The organism is Bacteroidota bacterium (assembly GCA_018816945.1).
GTDB lineage: Bacteria > Bacteroidota > Bacteroidia > Bacteroidales.
On record JAHIVC010000073.1, the window covers coordinates 79,918 to 103,892 of the forward strand.

Here is a 23,975-nt window from a genome sequence, read left to right on the forward strand (position 1 = left end):
ATTGGGAATGTGCCATAAAAAAATTTATATTTGTATTAAATCTCTGAAATCAACCAATTAATTAACATACATCATTATGAAAAAAATTTATCTATCTATTTTAAAAACATTGCTTGCTTTGTTTATGGTTTTGAGCCCTGTTTTATTTTATGGACAAAATGCCAGAATGTGGCGTCAATCTAACAGAATTGATATTATAGCAACAGTACCAACATTTGCCGAAAAGGGTGGAATGGTAGAAGTTTCATTTGAAATAGTTATACCGGGCGGATATTTTGCTAAAAGCGCTGCCATGTATGTGCAACCTGAACTCAGGTACAAAGATGGAACTACACTGTTAAAACCCCTTACCCTTAAAGGTGAAAATGTCACAGGTGATGGCATTACAATCAATCACAAAGAAGGTGGGTCATATACTTATACTGATAATATAAAGTATGATCCTAAATTTAATTGGTCGGAGTTATATATTATAGCTACCGTTTATTCAGGTAAAGATGGGACCATCGCATCGATTGATGAAATTATGGACAACCCATATTCTTATCAGCTATGCGAAGTTTATACAGCTAAAGGCGTAATCTATACTTCCGAAAGGCTTCTTAAAAAGATGGCTTATACGATAGCTGCCGATCTTGGATATGAACCTAAAGAAGTTATCAGCCCAAAAAATGCTGTAGTATACTTTGCTGTTAACAAATTTGATGTCAATTGGAACTTGCCTCTAAATAGAAATGCAAATACTGAAGCGAAATTCCATCAACTAACTGACTTTGCAAAAGAAGGATGGAAAATCAAAACGATTAGTATTGATGGTTGGGCATCTCCGGAAGGAATCGCCGTGAATGATAAACTGTCTGAAAACAGAGCTAATGTTATTTATGCCGAAGTAATCAAAAAACTTGATCAATTATTAAAAGAAGGTGGCAATTTTAGCTTTTCCAATCCATCACAAGATTTAGAGTATTTATTTAGTTTCAGAGGTTCTGACTGGGATGGTTTTTTAAATGCACTCGAAGCATCTAACCTTAAAGATAAAAAGGTAATTGCCGAATCTATTAACAATGCCGCAACCGAAACTGCGAAGGACCAGGCATTGAGAAGTGCAATGTACAAATATGCCGGTGTACGTGAAATTTTAGCTCCTCTCAGAAGAACTGATTTAGCAATCAATTATATTGAACCATACAAAAGTCAAAGTGAAGTTTCTGAAACTGCACTGAACGATCCAGGTTCATTGGAATTAAAAGAACTTTTATATGCAGCTGCAAATGCTGAAGAAGATCAAAAATTGGGTATTTATGAAGTAGTTATCGAGAAATTCCCTAAATGCTGGATCTCTAAAAATAATGCCGCTATAATCTATATGCAAAAAGGAAATTATGCAAAAGCCGGTGAATTATTGAACAGTGCACATGAAATGTATCCCGATCAAGGAACCGTTAATGCCAACCTTGGTGCCTTAGCTGTATATCAAGGTGATTTCACAAAAGCTGCTGAATATTTTGCAAAAGCAAAAGAACAAGGAGTTGATGTTGACAATTACAACCTTGGTGTAATGGAAATTGTTAAAGGTGATTACAAAAAAGCTGCTGAACTTTTAGATGGACATGCATGTGACTATAATGCAGGTTTAGCTCAATTACTTGCAGAAGACTATCAAAAAGCTGAAGCAACTTTAAAATGCACAAAAGATCTTCCATGTCAGGCAGCTTACCTTATTGCTGTAATTGGAGCCAGAACCAATGATACAAACAAAGTTTTGGAATATTTAAAGAAAGCTTTTGACCTAAACCCTGCACTTAAAGCTCAGGCGATGTACGACCGTGAATTTCAGAATTACAGAAATTCAGAAGCATTTAAGGCTCTCGTAAACTAGTACCTAAACAATAAATAAAAAAGCGCCCTGAAAATTCAGGGCGCTTTTTTATTCTAATGTAAATCGGTGAATCCCTTTTTTGTGTTCACGGTTGATGATTTCCAGGATTTTATTATAATCACATTCATTCTCTACAAAATCGATGTGGTTGGTGTCGATAATTAAAATCCGCATATCCCGCTGTTGCCTGATATATTCAAAATACCCCGTTTGTATTTTTTCCAAATAATTGTTTTCAATCTCCAACTCGTACGATCTACCTCGTTTTATTATATTTTTTTTCAGATTCACAACATCCAGATATAAGTAAACCAACAAATCAGGTTTGGGTAAGGATGCATTGATGATATTGAAGAACCTTGAATATAAAGCCAATTCATCCCTTTGCAGGGTTTTGCCTGCAAATATGAGGGATTTATTGATAAAGTAATCGGAGATGGTGAATGGCTTAAACAAATCCTGCGTTGATAACTGATCCTTCAATTGCTGAAATCGAGAGGCTAAAAATGACATTTCCAACGGGAACGCATATTTATCAGGCTCCAGATAAAATTTTGGCAAAAATGAATTATCCTCGAACTGTTCTAAAATCAGTCGGGCATTATATTGCTCGGAAATTCGGGTTGCCAGGGAAGTTTTCCCGGCCCCTATCGTTCCTTCAATGACAACATAATTATATCTCATCTATAACAAAAATAAGAGATAAATGAATCCCTACGGCTAACGTATAAACTTTTTTACCCACAATTTATCCTGACATTCATCCAACAATTTGTGAATTGATTTTTTTGAGATAGGATGAACGAAATCCGGCAAGATTTCATTGAGAGGGATTAAGATAAATTTTCGCTCCTGAATTCTTGGATGGGGTATTTGTAATGCTTCTTTATTAATTATTTTATCATCAAAAAACAAAATATCCAGATCAATTGTTCTTGACTCATAGGCACCTGAAACTCGAATCCGGCCTAAATCGTTTTCAATTTTGAGAATTATTTTCAGTATTTCTTCAGGCATTAATTCCGTTTGAAAACTCAGCACCTGATTCAAAAAAGTATTTTCTGATTTAAAACCCCATGATTCGGACTCAAATATGGAAGACTTAATCAGAATGTCACCTATTTCATGTTGCATTTTTGAAATTGCCGTACTCAACCGTAAAGTTCGATTTCCTAAATTACTACCCAACGAAATAATGGCTTTTGGCATGGTGATTAACTTTAGGTAGCAAAACTAATAAAAATACATGGGTATGAGGAGCAAAAACGTGTCCTAAAGTGAATACAAATCTTTTAAAAGTCGGTCAATTTTAAAATTATACTGAGTGTCCTGGGCCCACTTACCAGTTAGCTCCTGCACAGTTTGAGCCGAACCCCTTTTAATAAACTTGAAACGGGTATCTACCAACTCAGTCATAATCTCTTTTTGGTCGGCATAGGCTTTTAAATGCTGGATATGTGCCCGAATTCCAATACGCACGGAACTAAACTCGTCACCTCTTTCAAATTCATTGGTAGCACCCAAACCACAAAAATTATTCTGATCTGGCCTAACACTGCCCGTGTATTTCAAAAAACCTGTTTCATGGCACATCTGAGTGAATGCAATATCGTGATTTACACCTTCCATTTTGGCTTCTTCAATGTAAATTTGGGCTAAACTTAAGGCTTGTCGATTATCTATCTTCTTATTATTTTTAGTTAAGAAATATGCAAGAAACTTTTCTGATCGTTTTCCTTCTGTCATGATTTTGGCAGGAAGATTTGAGGTACGCACTTTCCATCTTTCAATATCATCCTGAAAATAGGTGTTAAGTTCATAAACTCTGATTCCATGAACATTTGTAGCTACAAATAACGGAAGGGAGCTGAACACATTTCTCTCAATAATTAAACTGGATTTTTCGGCTGAATAGGTGAATACCAAACTGATTTGCTGAATAAGAAGAATCAGTATTAGCAATCCAGCTTTTTTTGATACGATTTTCATAATTTACAGCATGAAACAATCCTAATGTTCATACAAATATCATATCAAAACGATTATGTATTATTTGCTCAAATTTTTGTTATTCACATTATTGTGTTAATACCCTGCCTAATTCATTTTTTCATACTTTTACAGATAGGAAATAGGATCTGTCATTGAGTGTTCGATCATTTATTTTATAGGTTATTTCAAATACCATCTCAAAAACAATACTACTATGAAACAATTTTTCAAATTTATGTTTGCCTCAATGTTGGGCTTCTTTATTGCTTCTTTAATTCTTTTCTTTCTGACACTCGGACTCATTAGCTCCTTGCTTGCTTTTGCCGAAAAAGAAGTGGTAACAGTTAAGGATAACACCTTATTACAGATAAAACTTAACCAAACCATCTTTGAACGAACTTCAAATAATCCGTTTTCAACGTCCAGTTTATTTTCTTTTGCACCCACCAACTCCCTTGGGTTGAATGATATTTTAAAAGCGATAGATAAAGCCAAAAACGACGATAAAATCAAAGGGATCTATTTAGAGTTAAGTTATATTCCTGCTGGTATTTCAACCATTGAAGAAATCAGAACGGCTCTGGAAAAATTTAAGGAATCCGGAAAATTTATTGTTTGTTATGGGGAAATATTTTCTCAAACTGCTTACTATATGGCTACTGTAGCAGATGAAATTTATCTTAATCCGAAAGGAATGATGTTGTTTAAAGGATTGAATGCTGAGGTGATGTTTTATAAAGGTTTGTTTGATAAGCTTTCAGTAGAAGCTCAGATTGTGCGACATGGAAAATTCAAGAGTGCCATTGAGCCCTATTCCGAACAGAAGATGAGTTCAGAAAGCAAAGAACAAACCAAAAAATATCTGGATGATGTATGGAATTTAATGTTATCCTCCATCTCAAAAAGCAGAAATATTAGTGTTGAAGAGCTAAATGCAATCGCGGATGAACTTAAAATCAGGCAACCGGAAGATGCTTTGAAATATAAGTTTGTCGACAAATTACTGTACAAAGATGAAGTGTTGGCGCAGCTGCGTGAGAAACTAAATTTGACAGAAGATCAAAAAATCGAATCACTCAGTTTGTACAGTTATAATAACAGCCCAACCTTAGGTCGTACGCTAAGTCGAAATAAAATTGCGGTAGTTTACGCAAGCGGCACCATAATAAATATGGAAGGTGATGACCAGGTTGTGGGAGCTCAAAAAGTTTCAAGGGCAATACGACAAGCCAGAACTGACAAATCTGTTAAAGCAATCGTCTTTCGCATTAATTCCGGCGGAGGTGATGTATTGGCTTCTGAAATCATAAGAAGAGAAATAGAACTGGCAGCCGCGTCTAAACCCTTGGTTGCGTCTTATGGAGATTTGTCGGCATCAGGTGGATATTGGGCCACTTGCAATGCCACCAGGATTATGGCCAATCGTTCATGTTTAACAGGATCAATAGGGGTGTTTGGTATCTTCCCTAATATCCAGGGATTGTTAAATGATAAACTGGGCATTACCATAGATAATGTAGGTACTAATAAGAATTCAGGTTATATCAGTGCAACTAGAAAACTCACTCCATTTGAAAGGGAGATTGTAACCTCAATGATTGAAAATACTTATGATACCTTTATAGCACATGTAGCAGATGGAAGAAATTTAAGAAAAGAATTTGTGGACAGCATAGGCCAGGGTAGAATTTGGAGTGGTGAAGATGCCATAGAACTTGGATTAATTGATCAATTTGGAGGACTTACAGAGGCAATAGAATTGGCAAAAGAGTTGGCCGATCTTCCGGATTTTCGTATTCAGGAACTTCCGGTTCAGGAAGATTTTCTGGTGACTATAATGAAACAAATTACAGGTGACGTTCAAGTATCTGCCATTGAAAGAGAATTGGGCAATGATTATGGTTTTATCAAGCATTTAAAAGCTTTAAAAAACAGCAAAGGGTTGCAGGCGATTTTGCCGTTTGAAATAAAGGTAGAATAAATTGCAGATTGTCAATTGTCAATGTTCGATTTATGGCTTTTTTGTTCGGGTTGTAATTATTGTCTTGTGAAAAATGGCAATCAATTCTCCGCATTCTTTTATTAAATCATCATTAAATTTGGCCTTTTTATTTAGTTGCGCCTGTTTGATAATTTTTAAACTTATTTGAGTTTCCCTTAATTCTTTTAATACAATGCTTACTTTATGCGCAAAATCTTTTCTGGATTCAGCCCCTTGCGCCTCACCATAATTTAACGCAGAGCTAGTTGATGATCTGATAATTTGCGCAGATAGGTGTTCTGAAACAAACTCCTGATTTAGATTTCTACAAAGATTAATTATAGAAACAGAAAGATTTATTAAGCGATTTTCAATCTCAATTCTCATGGCATCAATTTTCTCTTTAATACCAAATAGTCTAATTTGTCCAAATCTGAACTTTGTCGTTTTCAATTGAAAATCGAATATTGACAATCGAAAATCGACAATTGAAAATCCTTAAAATCCTTCAAGCCCTTCCTTCAACTTCCTTAACTTCTCTTCCTTAGGCAAATTTTCATAATTCATTAGTGCATCAATCCACGCTCCATACATGGCATTTGGAAGTATGATGAATTTTTTTCCAAATTCATCTTTTAGGTCGATCACATTTTGATGTCTTTCGGCAATTGAATTTGCTTCAAACAAATCGGTAAAATCATTCAGGTTATCTCCCATTAAAATAACAATATCATGGGTTTCCATAACCTTTTGCCGGCGTGCTTCTTTATTTGATTCAGTTGACCTGAGCAAGATATGAGCTTCATCAACATGAGGAAAACCTTTATCCTTAAGGTTTTTCATCGTGGCATCATGAAATTCCACTTTTCGGTTGGTAATATAAAATGTTTCCACACCTTTCGACGAAGCATAATTCAAAAACTCAACTGCGCCGGATAAGGCTTTTGCATTGGACAATTCTATCCACTCTTTCCAATAAGTCGGGTAATCACTGTTTTCCAGGATCGATTTTGCTTCAAAAGGGCTGTTATCCAATACGGTTTCATCCACATCTACAACAACGGCCAATGGTTTCTTATAAGTATTATTCTCTAAAATTTGGTTTAACCTTAACTCAGCAATATTGTATGCCTGATAACAAAGTGCTTCAACTTCCGCTGATTTTTGCTGATAAATGGTGGCCATTAATAGGGAATCATTATTAACAGGTTGCTTTTCAGGAACCATGTTGCAGGCTACAAACAAGCTGAACAAAATCGTTAGGGTGATAAGTTTTATCGTTTTCATAACTGCTTTGATTTTAATTGTGTTCATACCCCCCCGCTCACTTCGTTCGAGCTGGACCACTATTAATAGGGGGACTAAAGGGGGTTTCTTTTACTTCAAATTTTATTTAATAAAAAGCCGCCCCGAAATTTCGGGACGGCTATAAATATACAAATTAATCGCTTTTCAATTTAGTATTGCTGCTCGGCTAAACGTTTGTAATTATTGTAACGCCATTTAGCATTATCCTCTGCAATTTTATCAAGGGTTGCTGCTTCACCGGGGAATGATTTCTTTAATGATGTATAACGTACCTCACCATTTAAGAATCCCTGGAATTTGCTCCAATCCGGTTCTTTTGAATCCAGAACAAAAGGATTTTTACCTTCAGCCTCTACCTGAGGATTATAACGGTATAAATGCCAGTAACCTGATTCAACTGCTAAATTAGATTCTTCCTGTGTTTTGCCCATACCTGCAAGCAAGCCATGGTTAATACAAGGAGAATAAGCAATGATCAAGCTTGGTCCAGGGTAAGCCTCAGCTTCTTTCAATGCTTTAAAAAATTGAGCCTGGCTTGATCCCATTGCAACCTGTGCAATATAAACATAACCATAGGTCATTGCCATTAAACCAAGGTCTTTTTTACGGGTCTTCATACCTGATGTAGCAAATTTGGCAACAGCTCCAACCGGAGTTGCTTTAGAAGCTTGTCCACCTGTGTTTGAATAAACCTCAGTATCCATAACCAGCACATTTACATCTTCACCTGAAGCTAGAACATGGTCCAACCCACCGTATCCGATGTCATAAGCCCAGCCATCTCCACCAAAAATCCACATTGATTTTTTAGCAAGATATTGTTTAAGTGCAAGGATTTCTTTGGCAATGGGTGCACTTTCTTTCTCAAGTAAAGGCAATAATTTGTCAGTAGCTTCCTTCGATTTAACCCTATCGTTTACGCCTTCGATCCATTCATTCATGGCAGCTTTGGTTTCTGCCGAAACTTCACCGTTTACGGTTTTCATTTTTATCAGGATGCGTTCGCGCATTTTGTTAACTCCGGTTGCCATTCCAAATCCATATTCGGCATTATCCTCAAACAATGAATTTGCCCAAGAAGGACCTTGTCCGCTTTCTTTGTGTTTACAATAAGGGGTTGAAGGTGCTGAACCGCCATAAATTGAAGAGCAACCTGTTGCATTTGCAACCATCATTTGCTCACCATATAGTTGAGTAATTGTTTTAATATAAGGTGTTTCACCACAACCGGCACAAGCTCCGGAAAATTCGAAAAGTGGTTGGGCGAACTGACTATTTTTAACCGATTGGAATTTATCAACAACCTGATCTTTGTATGATACGTTTGCACTAAAATGATCCCAACGTACAATTTCAGCTCCCTGACTTTCAAGAGGCTCCATTACCAAGGCCTTTTCTTTTGCAGGACAAACATCGGCACAATTACTACAGCCGGTACAATCTAATACGGAAACCTGAATTCTGAATTTCAGAGGGGCAAATTTGCCTTTGGTCTCAATTAATTTTGTTCCCTGAGGTAAATTAGCTTCTTCAGCTTCGTTTACAAGGAATGGACGGATTGCAGCGTGAGGGCAAACATAGGCACATTGATTACACTGGATACAATTATCAGCTTGCCATTCAGGAACTGTCACAGCAATACCACGTTTTTCAAAAGCAGTAGTACCCGACGGGAATGTCCCATCTTCACGACCTAGGAAAGCACTTACGGGAAGATCATCACCTTTTAGGCTATTTACAGGCTCAGCTAATTCTGAAATAAAAGCAGGGACATTTCTCTTAACAACAATATCAATACCATCAAGTTTTGCCCATTCTTTAGGTACTTCAATTTTGGTTACCGCATCACCTGCATCAACCGCTGCATTATTCATTTTTACAATCGCTTCACCTTTTCGACCAAAGTCCTTTAGGATTGCTTTCTTCATTTGATTAATGGCTAAATCATAAGGAATAACCTCTGCAATTTTAAAGAAAGCCGACTGCATGATGGTATTGGTTCTATTTCCTAATCCAATTTCATCTGCAATTTTTGTTGCATTAATGATATAGAAATTGATTTCATTTACAGCTAAGTATTTCTTCATTGAATTTGGTAGCTGATTTTTGGTTTCTTCAACATCCCAAATAGAATTTAATAAGAAAGTACCACCCTTTTTTAACCCTTTCAGCATATTGTATTTGTTCAGGTATGAAGGAACGTGGCAGGCAACAAAATTTGGAGTTCCTACTAAATAAGGTGCTCTGATTGGAACATCGCCAAATCGTAAGTGAGAAACGGTAATACCACCTGATTTTTTAGAATCGTAAGCAAAATATGCCTGACAATACTTATCCGTATTATCCCCGATAATTTTAATTGAGTTTTTATTTGCACCTACAGTACCATCAGCACCTAAACCATAAAATTTTGCTTCGTAAGTTCCCGGTGCGGCAATACTGATTTCCGGCAATAATGGTAATGATTTGAAAGTAACATCATCAACGATACCCACTGTGAAATAATTTTTTGGCTCCTTCATTTTGAGATTTTCAAAAACTGAGACCATCATTGCAGGTGTGGTATCTTTTGAACTCAAACCATAACGACCACCAACAACCAAAGGTTTGTCAGCTTTTTCATAATACATTTCACGGATATCCATGTACAATGGCTCACCATTTGCACCCGGTTCTTTAGTTCTGTCGAGAACAGCGATGCGTTTAACTGACTTGGGCATTACCTTTAAAAAGTACTTTTCAGAGAATGGTCGGTACAAGTGAACTGAAACGAGACCAACTTTTTCACCTTTTGCATTCAAATAATCAACAACCTCTTTAATTGTCTCAGTAATTGAACCCATTGCAACAATCACATTTTCAGCATCTGTTGCACCGTAATAGGTAAATGGATGGTATTCACGACCTGTCTTCTTTGTAATTTCTTTCATGTAATCTTCAACTACATCCGGAATTGGGTCATAAAATTTATTGGCTGCTTCGCGTGATTGGAAATAGATATCCGGATTTTGAGCAGTACCTCTTGTAACAGGGTGCTCAGGGTTTAATGCATTATTACGGAAAGTTTGTAATGCATCCCAATCTACCAAATCTCTTAAGTCATCATTCTCAAAATATTCAACTTTTTGAATTTCGTGAGAAGTCCTGAAACCATCAAAGAAATGTAAGAAAGGAATTCTTGTTTTTATAGAAGCAAGATGAGCAATAGCTCCTAAATCCATCACTTCTTGTACACTGCCGGTAGCCATCATGGCAAAACCTGTTTGACGGGTTGACATAACGTCGCTATGATCACCAAAAATAGAAAGTGCCTGAGCGGCTAAACTACGGGCACTTACATGGAAAACACCAGGTAATAATTCACCTGCAATTTTATACATATTAGGAATCATCAACAACAATCCTTGTGATGCGGTGAAAGTTGAAGTCAAAGCACCTGATTGCAAACTTCCGTGTACCGCACCAGCAGCTCCACCCTCCGATTGCATTTCAACTACCTTTACCTGCTCACCAAATAGGTTTTTACGTCCAAATGCGGCCCATTCATCAATATACTCGGCCATAGTTGAAGACGGAGTAATTGGGTAAATAGCAGCTACCTCGCTGAACATATAAGCCACATGAGCTGCGGCATAATTTCCATCACAGGTGATAAATTTTTTGTTTTTTTTCATAATCAATTTATTTTAAGGTCTTTATATAATATTTCTCGACGCCCGATCAAAATCTGCACAAAATTAGTTATTTTACCTCTGACACTTATTACTTTAACCCAAAATTCGACAGCAAAACACATAATTTATATTGAATTTAGATTGGGAATAAATTGAACTTTTTTTAATATATTTGTGATAAGTAGGATTAGTACAATCCTAATTATTTAATTAACTTAAAAAACTATCGTATGAACTTGAAGACAAAATATCTGGGACTTGAACTTAAAAACCCAATCATCATTGGAGCAAGTAATCTTGTAAAAGACCTTAATATACTTAAAAGACTTGAAGATGCCGGTGCCGGCGCAATAGTATATAAATCGCTATTTGAGGAACAAATTCAATTAGAAAATCTGCAACAATATCAAACGGAAGAGGATTATGGTGCCCGTCATGCTGAGATGACTTCGGGCATGACAAATCTGGAAGATGCAGGGCCTGAAGAGTTCTTATTTCATTTAAAAAAAGCAAAGGAAGCTGTTCAAATTCCCCTTATTGCAAGTTTAAATGCTGTATATGAAGAAAGTTGGATTGAATATGCACAGAAAATAGAGCAAACCGGTGTTGATGCATTAGAATTGAATTTTTATTCAACAAACTATGAATTTGATATCCACGGCAAAGCTATTATTCAGGAACAAATTGACATCCTTGAATCAATTGTTAAAAGTGTAAAAATTCCTGTAAGTGTTAAACTAAGCCCTTTCTATACAAATCCGTTGTACATCATTAATGAAATGGACAAGATTGGCGTTGATGGATTTGTGCTTTTCAATCGTTTATTCCAACCTGATATTGATATTGAAAAAGAAGTACATCATTTTCCATACAACCTAAGCCATCATGAGGACAATCGTTTGGCATTGCGTTATTCCGGACTATTGTATGGCAACATAAAAGCAGATATCTGCAGCAATACAGGAATACTCTCCGGATCCGATGTTATAAAAATGTTGCTTGCAGGAGCCAATTGTGTTCAGGTTGTTAGTGCTGTATATCAGAAAGGGCCAAAACAAATAAGTAAAATGCTTGAAGAGCTTGAAGTCTGGATGAAACACAAAGGTTATAAATCAATCAGTGACTTCAGGGGCAAACTTGCAAAGAAAAACATGACAGATATTTATGCCTACAAACGTGCTCAATATGTTGACATTCTGATGAAATCGGATGAAATATTTAAAAAATATCCTATCGCCTAATTTGGAAAATTAAAAAGGGACCGGAAATTCAGTCCCTTTTTTATTTCACCATAATGATTCATTCCAGGATTTTCTAAAAATCAGATGTGCCGTATCATTTTCTGCAGTATACCCATTTTCCCCATTATAAATATAAATCAGCGACAATTTCAATTCCGGATTTCCATAATTTGAATCATAATACTCGGCTATTTCATTGGCCGTTATAAATGGTTTTCCAAACATACTGCTAAGTGGGAACAGGTTACTATTTTCATATGCCCTATAAACAAGTTCGGTGCATGCAATCTCAGTATCTGTTGAAAAATCAAAATTATAATCATACGGTTTAGAAACAAATCCGAATGTTTTATAAATTGCTTCAGCAACTTCTCTCTTGGATATTATCGGACGTAAAACAACAATTCCATCTTTTTGTGCCCCTTCAGTAAAAGATGATAAAATAACACCTTCACTTTTTGCTTCGATGATATTTTTTTCATTTCGCTTATCTCTATTTGCCTCATAAATCAAATCGAATTTATGTTGTAATAAATCTTCCAGATTGCCTGAAGGTACTCCGCATGTTTTTACCCAATCAGCACAAGCAATATCATTATTAAATAATTCTTCTCTTTCTTTAGTTGTTCCAATGTAAAATCCGGCATGTGTCCAAAAGCCCGGGATGCCAATATTCGAAATATAATAATCGCTTCTGTTCAGAAAAATATCTCCCGGCCGAATCAAATTACGCAACCTTTTAAGTTCAATCTTGCTAATGGTATTGGTTGATGATTCTATGACTTTTGTGTCGCCTGCCCAGGCAAAAACCCAAGCCTTAAATGGGTAAACATTTGGATGAAAAAAAAATCTTTTTATTACTGCCGAAACGACAACTATAATGATTAGAATACCTATAATTCGCCAAACTCTTTTCATTTTATCGAATCGTTATTTCATCCACAAAAATCCAGGCTTTATTACCGGCTCCGACGTGCCAATCGGGACAAACCTCAATATTTTTTGCAAATACTTTGATGTAACGTGCTTTTTCATTCACGTATTTTACTCCAAACTCTTTAACAACTCCTCCATCTATCTTTTGGTCAACATCGTTTTCGAGCTTTGATATCTTCTTAAAATTTTGCCCGTCATCGGAAATAAAAAATTCAACAAACAACGGCATCCAAATCCAGGAGTTTTGTTCCTGATGAAACCCGGCTGAAAGTTCACTGATTTGTTGAGATTCACCTAAATCAACCAATGCCTCAAAATCAACCCCATAATATCCTTGCCAGGCACCCGTTCTAAAGTTTTCTCCTCCACGAATAAAATCAAGTAATGCTTGCTCTCCGCCAGCGGTGTATTGTGGGCTATAGGCATTCTTCATCCTAACTTTTCTACCTCCTTGAATTTTATTGTATTCAGCATTTGCAACTTTTGATGGTACGCCATTCAGATAGGCAACTGCTTTAAAATTGGTGCCCTTAAAAATTGTAATCGGACCCTCATATTTTTTAGTATTTTGATTTGGATCGTTTCCATCAGTTGTATAAAATATTTCTGAATCCGGATCTATAGAAGCCAATTCAACGACCAATTCATTGGTAAAAGTCCTGGATTCAGATTTGAAATAAGGAACCGGAGAAATCAGATGATCAGTAATTGAAGATGTTGGACAATCTTCAGCCTTGGTTCCCCAATCGGAAGGCGTTGAACCCATTACATATAAGAATTCACCACCTTCCATCAACATTTCGTGGGTGAAGAAAGATTTTGAATAATCCGCGCCATTATATTTTATGGTTTGAATATAGCTGTTTTCCTTACTCAGATTTTCAGATTTGATAGTGAGTTTTTTCCCATTTTCAAGATTAAGGCTGATTTCATCAAACAAGGGAGTACCAATAATATACTGATTATCGCCGGGACAAACAGGATAAAACCCTAAAGCACTCAAAACATACCAGGCCGACATCTGACCGCAATCTTCATTGCCGCACAATCCGTCAGGCTGATCAGTATAAAGTTCATCCATGATTTTTCGAAGCACCTTTGCTCCTTTGGCAGGAGCTCCAATATAATTGTATAAATAAGCCATGTGATGACTGGGTTCGTTGCCATGGGCATATTGTCCGATTAAACCCGTAATGTCCGATTGCTGACGCCCGGAAAGTCCTTCACTTGAATTGAAAAGCTCATCCAGCTTAGCTTCAAATTGATTTTTTCCTCCCAGCAAATTGATCAAGCCATTCACATCGTGCGGGACAAAGAAATTATACTGCCATGTATTGGCCTCTGTCAACATAAAATTTACCTGTGTCGGATCAAATGGGCTAACAAATGCTCCATTAATTTTGCCCCTCATAAATCCGGTTTCTTTATCAAAAATATTTTTATAAAACTGTGCACGTTCAATGAATTCCAAATAAATATCTTCCTTCCCCAAATCTTTTGCCATCATTGCAATGCACCAATCATCGTAAGCATATTCCAACGTTTTTGAAACCGATTCGCCTTCTTTTCCTGCCGGGATATAGCCTTCTTCTTTTAGAAATTTCAAGCCGAATTGATCGGCATGTGCACTGGCAACCATTGCTGCCAATGCTTTTTCAACATCATAATCACGAATACCCTTTTTAAAAGCATCGTATATGACCGAAATGGCATGATACCCAATCATGCAATTGGTTTCATTCCCCGCCAGTTCCCAAACAGGTAACAATCCTCCTTTATCATACATATCCAACATCGAAACGATGAACTCATTGGTTCTTTTCTGTTCAATCATGGTAAACAAGGGATGTGCTGCCCGAAAAGTATCCCATAAAGAAAAAACAGTATACATCTTATATTCCCCTTTATGTTTTTCGCCATCATGCCCACGATATTCTCCATTGATGTCCGAAAAAAGATTGGGGTTCAGCAAGCTGTGATAAAGTGCGGTATAAAAAGTAGTTTTTTGTGCATCGGTGCCACCTTTAATTTGAATTCTGGAAAGTTGCTCCATCCATGAATTTTGTGCATTCATCCTAATATTCTCAAAATTCCATTCGGTGTTTTCACCTAAATTCAGTTTTGCATTTTCACTACTGACCGCACTAATTCCAACTTTTACATAAACAGCCTCATCTTTTTGGGTTTCGAATTGAACAAATGCTTTCAGGTTTTTTGATGTAATTTCCTTATTTAACTCTTCAATACTGATCCCTTCCGATAGCATTCCGAAATCCTTAAACTCCTTTGAAAATTCTAAATAAAAATATATTCGTTGATCTTTGGCCCAACCCTGAGTTTTCCGATAACCTACAATACTTTTATGATCAAGGATTCTAATTCCCAAATCATTGATTTTATCACTGGTAACAGCCTCTGTCAAATCAATGATAACGTTCGCTTGGTTAGTTTCCGGAAAAACGTATTTATGAAATCCAAACCTTTCACCAACCGTTAATTCCACCCTAATATCGTAATCGTCGAGATGTACCGAATAATAACCTGGACTTGCTATTTCGCTAATATGAGAGAATCTTGATCGATACCCAGATGAAGGATTCTTTTCTTCTCCGGGGAAAAGCTGAACTTCACCAACAGTTGGCATTAATCGAATATCGCCATAATCACCAACCCCTGTTCCACTCAAATGGGTGTGGCTAAATCCCATGATCGTCGAATCGGAATAATGATACCCCGAGCAAGCATCCCAATTATCTTTTCGGGTATCCGGGCTCAGTTGAACCATCCCAAATGGCAGGGCTGCACCCGGGTAGGTATGGCCGTGTCCATCCGTTCCAATAAATGGATTAACGTATTCAACAATTGTCTTTTCCTGTTGGGAACATGAAGGTATCATGACAGATATCATTAAAACTCCAATAAGATTTAACCTGTTCATCACATCAATGTTAGTTAATGATTATTTCATCTGCAAAAATCCAAGATTTGCTTCCCGCAGCCGGATGCCACTTTGGACAAATTCCAATATTCTTTGCAAAAACTTTTAAATACCTAACAGAATGATCTCCGCTGCTAACATAGATATAATCTTTCCGTTGGGCTTTTTCATCTTTCAACGAAATTTCCGTTGGGATATTTGCAAGCTTTTTAAATTCCTTGCCATCATCTGATATATAAATATCAACGTATTCGGGAAAGAAAATCCAACTTGACTGTCGTTGAAAAAATCCGATTTCAATCTTATTGAAGCTTGTAGGTTTCCCAAAATCAATTACAGCCTCCAAATTATCTCCTTGAAAACCTTGCCAGAAACCATTATTGTGCTTTTCACCCCCTTTAATTCCATCCAAAAGAGCATCCTCACGTCCACCCGTATAAAGGTTGCTAAATTGCTGCTTTAAAGTTATTTTCTTACCCAATGCCTTATGAACAAAAACCTCTTGCCTGCTTATTTTTTCTTTTAATATTCCGTCAACAAATATTCCTGCATTTATGCTGCACGATTTCTCAATTTCGAATGGATTCCTGTAAAAAATTGAGCTTGTATCAGGAGTACTTCCATCTATCGTATAATAAATTTTTGCTTCCCAAATCTCAGATTCAAGTTTCACTTTTGTAGTCCCCAAAGTATCAGTTTCTGTAACAAAATCTACCTTATAAGAACCCTTGGAGTAATTAATATCTTTGTGATCCAAGATTTTAAAATGTTCCTGAAGTCGGCGATTAAAATGGTTGAAATCCCTTTTCTTTTTCATGGTCCATGCAACTTCAGCCAGAGCCAGCATTCTTGGGACTGCCATGTATTCAGCATGTTCGGGTGTAGCAATATATTCGGTCCAGATATTGGCCTGAGTTCCCAGCACGTGTTTTGCTTCTTCTTCCGATAATTCGGGAGTAACAGGTTCAAACGAATACACTTTCTTTAAAGTAGTGAATCCGCCAATGGCGACAGGTTCAAATTCGGGATCGGCCTGATAATAGTCAAAATAACAATGTGAAACCGGTGTCATGATCACGTCGTGCCCTTGTTTTGCAGCATCGATGCCACCCTGCATGCCACGCCACGACATGACCGTTGCTTCGGGAGCAAGACCACCTTCTAAAATTTCATCCCACCCAATTATTTTCTTTCCTTTAGAAATAACATACGCCTCAATCCTCTTAATGAAATAACTCTGCAGTTCAGCCTCATCTTTCAATCCTTCTTTTTTAATCCGGGCCTGACATAATTTACATTTTTTCCATTCGGTTTTATCAGCTTCATCCCCGCCAATGTGAATATATTCTGACGGGAATAGCTCAATCACTTCATCCAAAACACCTTCCAGAAATTTAAAAGTTTCTTCTTTTCCGGCACAAAAAATATCTGCATTTGGCCAATAAGATCCCGGGATAACCGTCAACTTTTTACCGGTACATGATAATTCGGGATAAGCCGCAAAAACTTCACGGGTATGACCCGGCATCTCTATTTCAGGAATTATGGTAATGTAACGATCCTGCGCGTATTTGATGATTTCTTTAACTTCTTCCTGGGTATAAAAACCACCATAAGTTGCTTCTTCTCCTGGCTTTTGAAGTTCCCTTTCACGCCAAGGAAAGTTTTCCCTATCTACTCGCCATGCAGCCACCTCGGTTAAAAGCGGATATTTTTTAATTTCAATTCGCCACCCATTATCATCAGTTAAATGCCAGTGAAAAGTATTGAATTTATAGGTAGCCATGAGGTCGATGAATTTCAGGATAAATTCTTTCGGAAAGAAATGCCTTGACACATCTAAATGCATTCCCCGGTAGGTAAATCTTGGGCTATCATTCAGATTGACGCCCGGAATTTCGAACCGCCCGTAATTTTCAGCAGTTATAACTTCAATCGGGATCAATTGCAAAAAAGATTGAATTGCGTAAAACAAACCCTTTCCGGTTCTGGATTCCAAAATATAATTTGAATTCCTGTAAGCAATCTGATATGCTTCATCACTCTCATTATGCATACTTGTATGCAAGAGAACGATATCGCCATTTACTTCCCTTGCTTCATCATAAAGAATAACCGGAAGTTCCAGACCACTTATTTTACGAAGGGCCGAAGCGAGATATCCACCCAGCATCCTCATTTCATCATTATCAACCTGCAACACGATTTTAGTTTCGTCATTGACTTTAAAGTAGGAATTAGCCATAAACAAATTCGATGGCCTGGGAATAATATTGACCTCAGAACTGATTGGTTGTTGTTCGCAGGATGTGTAAAACAAAGCGAACAGCATGATTACTGGAAAAATAAATAGCCTTTTCATCTGTTTATAATTTTTATTTTCATTTGTCAGATGGAACTCCCAAAAAGTTTGCCTACACACGAAATGATGTCAGATATTATCATCATTTTCGTGAATGCTAAACTTTCATTAAGGTCGTTTCATTTTTTATGATTTTAGATAACTATCCGAATCAATTAAAGTATTCTTATCATTTTGATATAGCGCGTAATTAAATCCCGGGTGGATGCAATAAGATCCAACTTCTGCCGATTTATTGATTGCCAAATACCCTACTTGAAATTCCTTGTAATTTTTCAATTTAGTCACAATTCTTTTTACCGCCTCCTCACAGGCTTCCTGTGGGTTCATTCCATTGCGCATCAACTCGACTACAAGAAAAGTACCCAACGTTTTCATCACCAACTCACCTTGTCCTGTAGCAACAGCACCTCCAACTTCATTATCGATATATAATCCGGCACCTATGATTGGAGAATCACCTACCCTTCCATGATATTTAAAAGCCGCACCGCTGGTTGTGCAGGCTCCGGCTATATCGCATGCCTCATCAATAGCCAACATTCCGATCGTATCATGATTTTCTGCATTAATTTTAGGAAGATATTTTGAGTTTACTTTCCATTCTTCCCATGCTTTTTTTGCCTGATCGGTCAATAAGTTTTCTTTCACAAAACCTTGATCAAGCGCAAACTGCAATGCACCTTCACCTGAAAGCATTACATGCGGGGTTTCTTCCATCACTTTTCGGGCAACAGAAATCGGATGTTTGATGTGTTGAAGAAAGGAAACAGAGCCACAATCCCCATCTTTATTCATGATACATGCATCGAGGGTTACATGTCCATCACGATCGGGAAAGCCTCCATATCCAACCGACATTACGTTTGGATCAGCTTCAGGTATTTGTACTCCTTGCTCTACTGCATCCAGCGAATTTCCTCCCGTTGCAAGCACTTTCCATGCAGCTTCATTGGCCGGGATCCCATGATTCCAGGTTGAAATTACCATGGGTATCATTCCCTTTTTTGCTTGTGAATCTTCTTTTGTCAAGCCTTTAACATTTGCAAATACCGGTTTCACCATAGCACCTAAAGCAACTGCGGATGATGCGGCAATAAATTTTCTTCTGCTTATCATAATTAAATTGATTTTTCAGATTTCAGAATATATCCTTTTAATCCATAAAAGGCAATATACAGATAACAAAATATTGGAACAATAAATGAAAGATGAACACCATAGGCATCTGCCATCATTCCTTGAAATACCGGGACCAAAGCACCGCCAAGAATCGCCATAACGAGCAAGGATGAGCCCTGGCTTGTATATTTACCTATACCTGCTATTGCCAAAGTAAAAATATTCGACCACATAATTGAATTGAACAACCCTATCCCGATTACCGCCCACATGGCAACTACGCCGTTCGTTAGTAAAGCGGTTACCAATAATATTACCGAGATAAAGGCAAAGACAAAAAGGGTTCGGTTGGGCAATGATTTCCCAATTAAAAATCCGATAAAATTGATCATAAGAAAGATTGAATAGATAGCGGCTGTTCGAAGATCATTAAAATAAAGAATGACCAAAAACGCAATGACCGGAATTCCTATCATGCTTAGGTATTTTAGGGCTATATTTTTCATTTTACTCAATGAGATTGCTCCCATAAATCGCCCAATCATCAATCCACCCCAATAAAAAGCCACAAACTTACTTGCCTCCGACGAATCTAAACCTGCAATATTTTCCAATCCTAAATAACTGATTAAAATACTGCCAATACTCACCTCTCCTCCAACATACATGAATATGGCAATAATTCCAAATATCAAGTGTTTGTGCTTTAAAACACTGAGCCCTTTTTCAAGCGTTTCATCTTTAGTGAGCCGAGGTAAATCAGACAGTTTTATTAAAACTGCCAATAAAATAAATATTCCTGTAAAGAATAAGTAAGGAACCTGAACTGCATCTGCTCCATTAATATCACCTCCGACAAAATACTTAAAAATTAAGTATCCACCAATGAGTGGCCCGATGGTTGTTCCAAGAGAATTAAATCCCTGTGAAAGGTTCAACCGGCTTGAAGCCGTTTTTTCTGATCCCAAAATAGCCACATAGGGATTAGCAGCAATCTGCAAAATTGTAAATCCTAAGCCCATCACAAACAATGCTGACAGAAAAAATCCATATATCAAAAAATGAGCTGCTGGATAAAATAGCGCACTACCTGTTGCTGAAATCAGCAATCCAATTATAATCCCGTTTTTATAGCCAATCTTGCTAATCGGATCGCCATAATTCACCGAAATGATAAAATAAATAAGCGAGCCAATAAAATAGGCACCAAAAAAAGCAAACTGGATAAACATGGCCTGCGTGTGATTTAAATCAAAAACTCCTTTCAAATATGGAATGAGAATATCATTTAAAACTGTCATGAAACCCCACATGAAAAAGAGTCCGGTAACAATAATAAAGGCTGCTGTATGATTCTTATTTTCGTGCATAGTTAGTAGTTGTTATACTTTATGATATTAATTACTTATTAAATTAGATATAGGTCGAATACGGAATTTAAAATTATAAGGTGCAGCAAATAGTTGATATTGATCGTGAGGCCTAGCCCCCCAACTATCATCACCTCCCACACCCATTTGTTTATAATCTAGATTTAAGTATGTTTCTTCCCTTGGATTTAAATCATTCAGATGTTTGTAGTTTTGCTTCGTCAACTGATCCAAATCATCAATTGAATAATGTAAAGCTGAAAAACCCAAAGTTGGCTCACCGATAAATTCAATTCCATAACCCCGATCATTTACTATTTTAATGGACCGAACATCCGTTTTATAACCATTCTCCTGCGGTCGTACATAGGGGAAATATTGTTCGGTAACATTGCTTTTATAATTCCCAACAAAGGCTGCCGTATTTCGGTCGCAGTAATTCTCCTGAGGACCTCTTCCATAATATTCAATTAGTTCGGAAGCCACAGGCAAGATCATTTTCATGCCAAAGCGTGGCAATTCAGTCAATCCTTTAATGCCGGGCATAAATGAATTTTCAACCATTATTTCTCCGGAAGGAGAAATAATATACGATGTCGTTAATTTAGATTTCACATCCAGTAACCCAAACTCATATGTTATTTTATAATCGGATGTATTTACAGAGGTTATTTGTGCATCGATCAGCAATCGATGTTCACCGGCATTTCGCCATACCGCACATCGTTGATCCATGCGGTTCCCAAAATCATTGTCGTTTGGAGCTCTCCAAAAATTTGGTTCCGGACCGCTCCTAAATAATTCCTTCCCATTGATGACATACGAACGAAGTTTCCCTTCAAGGTTATCAAAAGTAATGGTAAAGTTTATTCCCTGAATAATAAGATCATCTTCGGTTCGACTAGCTACCAACTTTTCGGCTGAAGGTTTTGAATGGTTTGTATATTGTCCAAAAGGCAATAAAAACTGAGCTTTTGCAACTTCATGATTTAAAGGTACTAATTCAGTGGCGATGCTTGTCAGTGCATAGAAATTTATGAAGTATTCTTTGTCTTTCCTGAATTGAATTTTATCAAAATTTATATTTAGAGCAGATTCAGACCCAGGGTTCAGGCCTTTAACCTCGAAATTACCTTCTTGTATTTTCAGACCATTTTCAATGATTTCCCATCTGAAAATATGCTTATCAAGAGTGATAAATGAGAACTTGTTTTTGACAAAAAATTTGCCTTTTGAAGCATCCTCAAGCCTAAACCCAATATTTTGATACACTTTTTTTACCTCCCACAAGGCTGGATGAGGTGTCCGATCAGCAGAAACGATACCATTGATCACGAAATTGCCATCACTGGGAACATCTTCCGGACCATAATCTCCACCGTAAGTCCAGTATTTAAGCCCATTTTTATCGATTTCGGCCAATCCCTGATCAACCCAATCCCAAATAAAGCCACCCTGAAGCCGATCATATTTTTCGATCACATCCCAATAGTCCTGCAAATTCCCTGTGCTATTCCCCATCGAATGGGCATATTCACATAAGATCAGGGGTCGATCAGTATAAGTTTTTGCGTACTGTTCAATGGATTGAATGGATGAATACATCGGACTGTAAATATCAACATGTTTGTTCAATAATGCCCGCTCATAATGAACCGGACGCGATGGATCAAACTCATGAATCCATTCTGAACATTTTACAAAATTTACGCCATCGCCGGCTTCATTTCCCATTGACCAGATGATGATGGACGGATGATTTTTATCGCGGTGAACCATTCTTTGAACCCGATCCAAATGAGCCATTTCCCAAAGCGGATTATTTCCAAGTGTCCTTTCAGGACGATAACCCATGCCGTGTGATTCGATATTGGCTTCATCGATAAGATAAATTCCATACTGATCGCATAGTTCGTACCAATAAGGATCGTTAGGGTAATGGCTGGTACGAACTGCGTTAATATTGAATTGTTTCATCAATTGAATGTCTTTAAGCATTGATTCTTTTGAAATCACATGCCCGGTAAATTCGTCGTGCTCATGACGGTTTACCCCTTTCAAGTAAATTGCTTGGCCGTTTATCAATAGCTGACCATTTTTTATCTCAGATTTTCTAAATCCAATTTTACAGGCGGTTTGTTCAATAACTTTGCCTTTACGATCTTTAAGCTGCAATCCCAAAACATACAAATTCGGATCTTCGGCACTCCATCTTTTAACCTTACCCATCTCTATTTTGATGTTTAAGCTATTTTTTGGGCCTTCTCCCTGAACAAATCTTTGATCTGAACTTTTAACCAGTTTATTTGATTGATCGTAAACCAATGCTTCTATGACATACTCTTTGCCAGTATTGGTATGTATTTGATTGAATACCTCCACATCCAGATTTAAAATCCCATCCTCATAATTTTCAGCTAAAGTAGCATTTGCAAAAAAATCACGGATATGAACTTCCGGGATTGCATATAAAAAAACATCCCTTTCTATTCCACTGATCCTCCAAAAATCCTGACATTCTAAATAGCTCCCATCCGACCAGCGGTAAACTTCCACAGCAAGCGTATTTACTTCCTTTTGCAAATATTGGGTAATATTGAATTCGGCCGGTAATTTACTGCCCTGACTATACCCAACCATTTTGCCATTAACCCAGATATACATAGCCGATTTTACGGCACCAAAATGAAGAATAACCTCTCTTCCTTTCCAATCTTTAGGGATGCTAAAACTTGTAAGATAAGAACCCACTGGATTATTATCATGAGGAATTTGAGGAGGTTTTGGATCCGTAGTAAATTCATATGGTTGATTAACATATATGGGAATCCCATAGCCTTTCAACTCCCAGTTAGCGGGCACATCGATTTCGTCCCAATTAGAAATATCAAACCCGGTTTTATAAAAATCAAGCGGTCGATCGGCCGGTTTCGGTGACCATTTGAATTTCCATTTCCCATTCAGCGATTTATAATAGGCCGATCCTTCATGATCTAATTTTAATGCTTTTTCCAGTGACTCAAATGGAACAAAAAATGCATGAGGAGCCAATTTATTTTTACCAATAACCTGAGGATTTTCCCAATCAGGTGATTGCTCTTGAGCGAAGCATATCAGAAATGACGGGATTAATAAGATGGTTAAGAACTCTTTTTGCATGACCTTGATTTTT

The 23,975-nt window shown here is 37.1% G+C and carries 13 protein-coding genes and 1 pseudogene; 3 read left to right on the forward strand and 11 right to left on the reverse strand.

What is annotated here, in order from left to right; translation table 11 throughout:
* Positions 1-76 precede the first annotated feature (76 nt).
* Positions 77-1,879: a tetratricopeptide repeat protein gene (locus KKG99_11765; protein ID MBU1013674.1), complete on the forward strand. Its 1,803-nt coding sequence runs from the start codon at positions 77-79 to the stop codon at positions 1,877-1,879.
* A gap of 48 nt (positions 1,880-1,927) precedes the next feature.
* Here the strand turns inward: KKG99_11765 and folK are convergent.
* Both folK and KKG99_11775 read right to left on the reverse strand, forming a co-directional pair.
* Positions 1,928-3,088 (reverse strand): annotated as a pseudogene (folK, locus tag KKG99_11770) (2-amino-4-hydroxy-6-hydroxymethyldihydropteridine diphosphokinase).
* A 63-nt stretch (positions 3,089-3,151) separates the two neighbouring features.
* Positions 3,152-3,868 carry a glucosaminidase domain-containing protein gene (locus KKG99_11775; protein ID MBU1013675.1) on the reverse strand — a complete coding sequence of 239 codons (717 nt, stop codon included), beginning with the start codon at positions 3,866-3,868 and terminating at the stop codon, positions 3,152-3,154.
* A 217-nt stretch (positions 3,869-4,085) separates the two neighbouring features.
* Here KKG99_11775 and sppA point away from each other — a divergent pair, with 217 nt between their 5' ends.
* Positions 4,086-5,852 (forward strand): signal peptide peptidase SppA, encoded by a 1,767-nt coding sequence (gene sppA, locus KKG99_11780; protein MBU1013676.1) that lies wholly within the window; start codon positions 4,086-4,088, stop codon positions 5,850-5,852.
* 30 nt (positions 5,853-5,882) lie between these two features.
* Here the strand turns inward: sppA and KKG99_11785 are convergent, their stop codons facing one another.
* The 3 genes from KKG99_11785 to nifJ all read right to left on the reverse strand — a co-directional run bounded on the left by KKG99_11785 (position 5,883) and on the right by nifJ (position 10,834).
* A complete protein-coding gene (locus tag KKG99_11785) occupies positions 5,883-6,248 on the reverse strand; it encodes a four helix bundle protein (GenBank protein MBU1013677.1) in 366 nt (121 codons plus the stop codon).
* Between the two features lie 102 nt (positions 6,249-6,350).
* Positions 6,351-7,139 carry a 5'-nucleotidase, lipoprotein e(P4) family gene (locus KKG99_11790; GenBank protein ID MBU1013678.1) on the reverse strand — a complete coding sequence of 263 codons (789 nt, stop codon included), beginning with the start codon at positions 7,137-7,139 and terminating at the stop codon, positions 6,351-6,353.
* Positions 7,140-7,309: 170 nt separating this feature from the next.
* Positions 7,310-10,834 carry a pyruvate:ferredoxin (flavodoxin) oxidoreductase gene (gene nifJ / locus KKG99_11795; protein ID MBU1013679.1) on the reverse strand — a complete coding sequence of 1,175 codons (3,525 nt, stop codon included), beginning with the start codon at positions 10,832-10,834 and terminating at the stop codon, positions 7,310-7,312.
* 230 nt (positions 10,835-11,064) lie between these two features.
* Here nifJ and KKG99_11800 point away from each other — a divergent pair, with 230 nt between their 5' ends.
* Positions 11,065-12,075 (forward strand): dihydroorotate dehydrogenase-like protein, encoded by a 1,011-nt coding sequence (locus tag KKG99_11800; GenBank protein ID MBU1013680.1) that lies wholly within the window; start codon positions 11,065-11,067, stop codon positions 12,073-12,075.
* A 45-nt stretch (positions 12,076-12,120) separates the two neighbouring features.
* Here the strand turns inward: KKG99_11800 and KKG99_11805 are convergent, their stop codons facing one another.
* The 6 genes from KKG99_11805 to KKG99_11830 all read right to left on the reverse strand — a co-directional run bounded on the left by KKG99_11805 (position 12,121) and on the right by KKG99_11830 (position 23,962).
* Complete coding sequence (locus KKG99_11805; protein ID MBU1013681.1) at positions 12,121-12,993, reverse strand: hypothetical protein; 873 nt, start codon at positions 12,991-12,993, stop codon at positions 12,121-12,123.
* A 1-nt stretch (position 12,994) separates the two neighbouring features.
* On the reverse strand, positions 12,995-15,949 hold the full coding sequence (locus KKG99_11810) for a GH92 family glycosyl hydrolase (GenBank protein ID MBU1013682.1): 2,955 nt from the start codon (positions 15,947-15,949) through the stop codon (positions 12,995-12,997).
* A gap of 10 nt (positions 15,950-15,959) precedes the next feature.
* A complete protein-coding gene (locus KKG99_11815; protein MBU1013683.1) occupies positions 15,960-18,311 on the reverse strand; it encodes a family 20 glycosylhydrolase in 2,352 nt (783 codons plus the stop codon).
* 126 nt (positions 18,312-18,437) lie between these two features.
* Positions 18,438-19,430: a N(4)-(beta-N-acetylglucosaminyl)-L-asparaginase gene (locus KKG99_11820; protein ID MBU1013684.1), complete on the reverse strand. Its 993-nt coding sequence runs from the start codon at positions 19,428-19,430 to the stop codon at positions 18,438-18,440.
* Between the two features lie 2 nt (positions 19,431-19,432).
* A complete protein-coding gene (locus KKG99_11825; protein MBU1013685.1) occupies positions 19,433-20,803 on the reverse strand; it encodes a sugar MFS transporter in 1,371 nt (456 codons plus the stop codon).
* Positions 20,804-20,830: 27 nt separating this feature from the next.
* Positions 20,831-23,962, reverse strand: a complete 3,132-nt coding sequence (locus KKG99_11830) for a DUF4981 domain-containing protein (GenBank protein MBU1013686.1) — start codon at positions 23,960-23,962, stop codon at positions 20,831-20,833.
* Positions 23,963-23,975 lie beyond the last annotated feature (13 nt).

Bases quoted from the DNA above. Each gene is read 5' to 3' on its own strand.
- KKG99_11820 (MBU1013684.1), bottom strand. From the start codon at position 19,430: ATGATAAGCAGAAGAAAATTTATTGCCGCATCATCCGCAGTTGCTTTA.
- KKG99_11830 (MBU1013686.1), bottom strand. From the start codon at position 23,962: ATGCAAAAAGAGTTCTTAACCATCTTATTAATCCCGTCATTTCTGATA.
- KKG99_11775 (MBU1013675.1), bottom strand. From the start codon at position 3,868: ATGAAAATCGTATCAAAAAAAGCTGGATTGCTAATACTGATTCTTCTT.
- KKG99_11815 (MBU1013683.1), bottom strand. From the start codon at position 18,311: ATGAAAAGGCTATTTATTTTTCCAGTAATCATGCTGTTCGCTTTGTTT.
- KKG99_11790 (MBU1013678.1), bottom strand. From the start codon at position 7,139: ATGAAAACGATAAAACTTATCACCCTAACGATTTTGTTCAGCTTGTTT.
- KKG99_11800 (MBU1013680.1), top strand. From the start codon at position 11,065: ATGAACTTGAAGACAAAATATCTGGGACTTGAACTTAAAAACCCAATC.
- nifJ (MBU1013679.1), bottom strand. From the start codon at position 10,834: ATGAAAAAAAACAAAAAATTTATCACCTGTGATGGAAATTATGCCGCA.
- KKG99_11765 (MBU1013674.1), top strand. From the start codon at position 77: ATGAAAAAAATTTATCTATCTATTTTAAAAACATTGCTTGCTTTGTTT.
- KKG99_11825 (MBU1013685.1), bottom strand. From the start codon at position 20,803: ATGCACGAAAATAAGAATCATACAGCAGCCTTTATTATTGTTACCGGA.
- KKG99_11810 (MBU1013682.1), bottom strand. From the start codon at position 15,949: ATGAACAGGTTAAATCTTATTGGAGTTTTAATGATATCTGTCATGATA.
- KKG99_11805 (MBU1013681.1), bottom strand. From the start codon at position 12,993: ATGAAAAGAGTTTGGCGAATTATAGGTATTCTAATCATTATAGTTGTC.
- sppA (MBU1013676.1), top strand. From the start codon at position 4,086: ATGAAACAATTTTTCAAATTTATGTTTGCCTCAATGTTGGGCTTCTTT.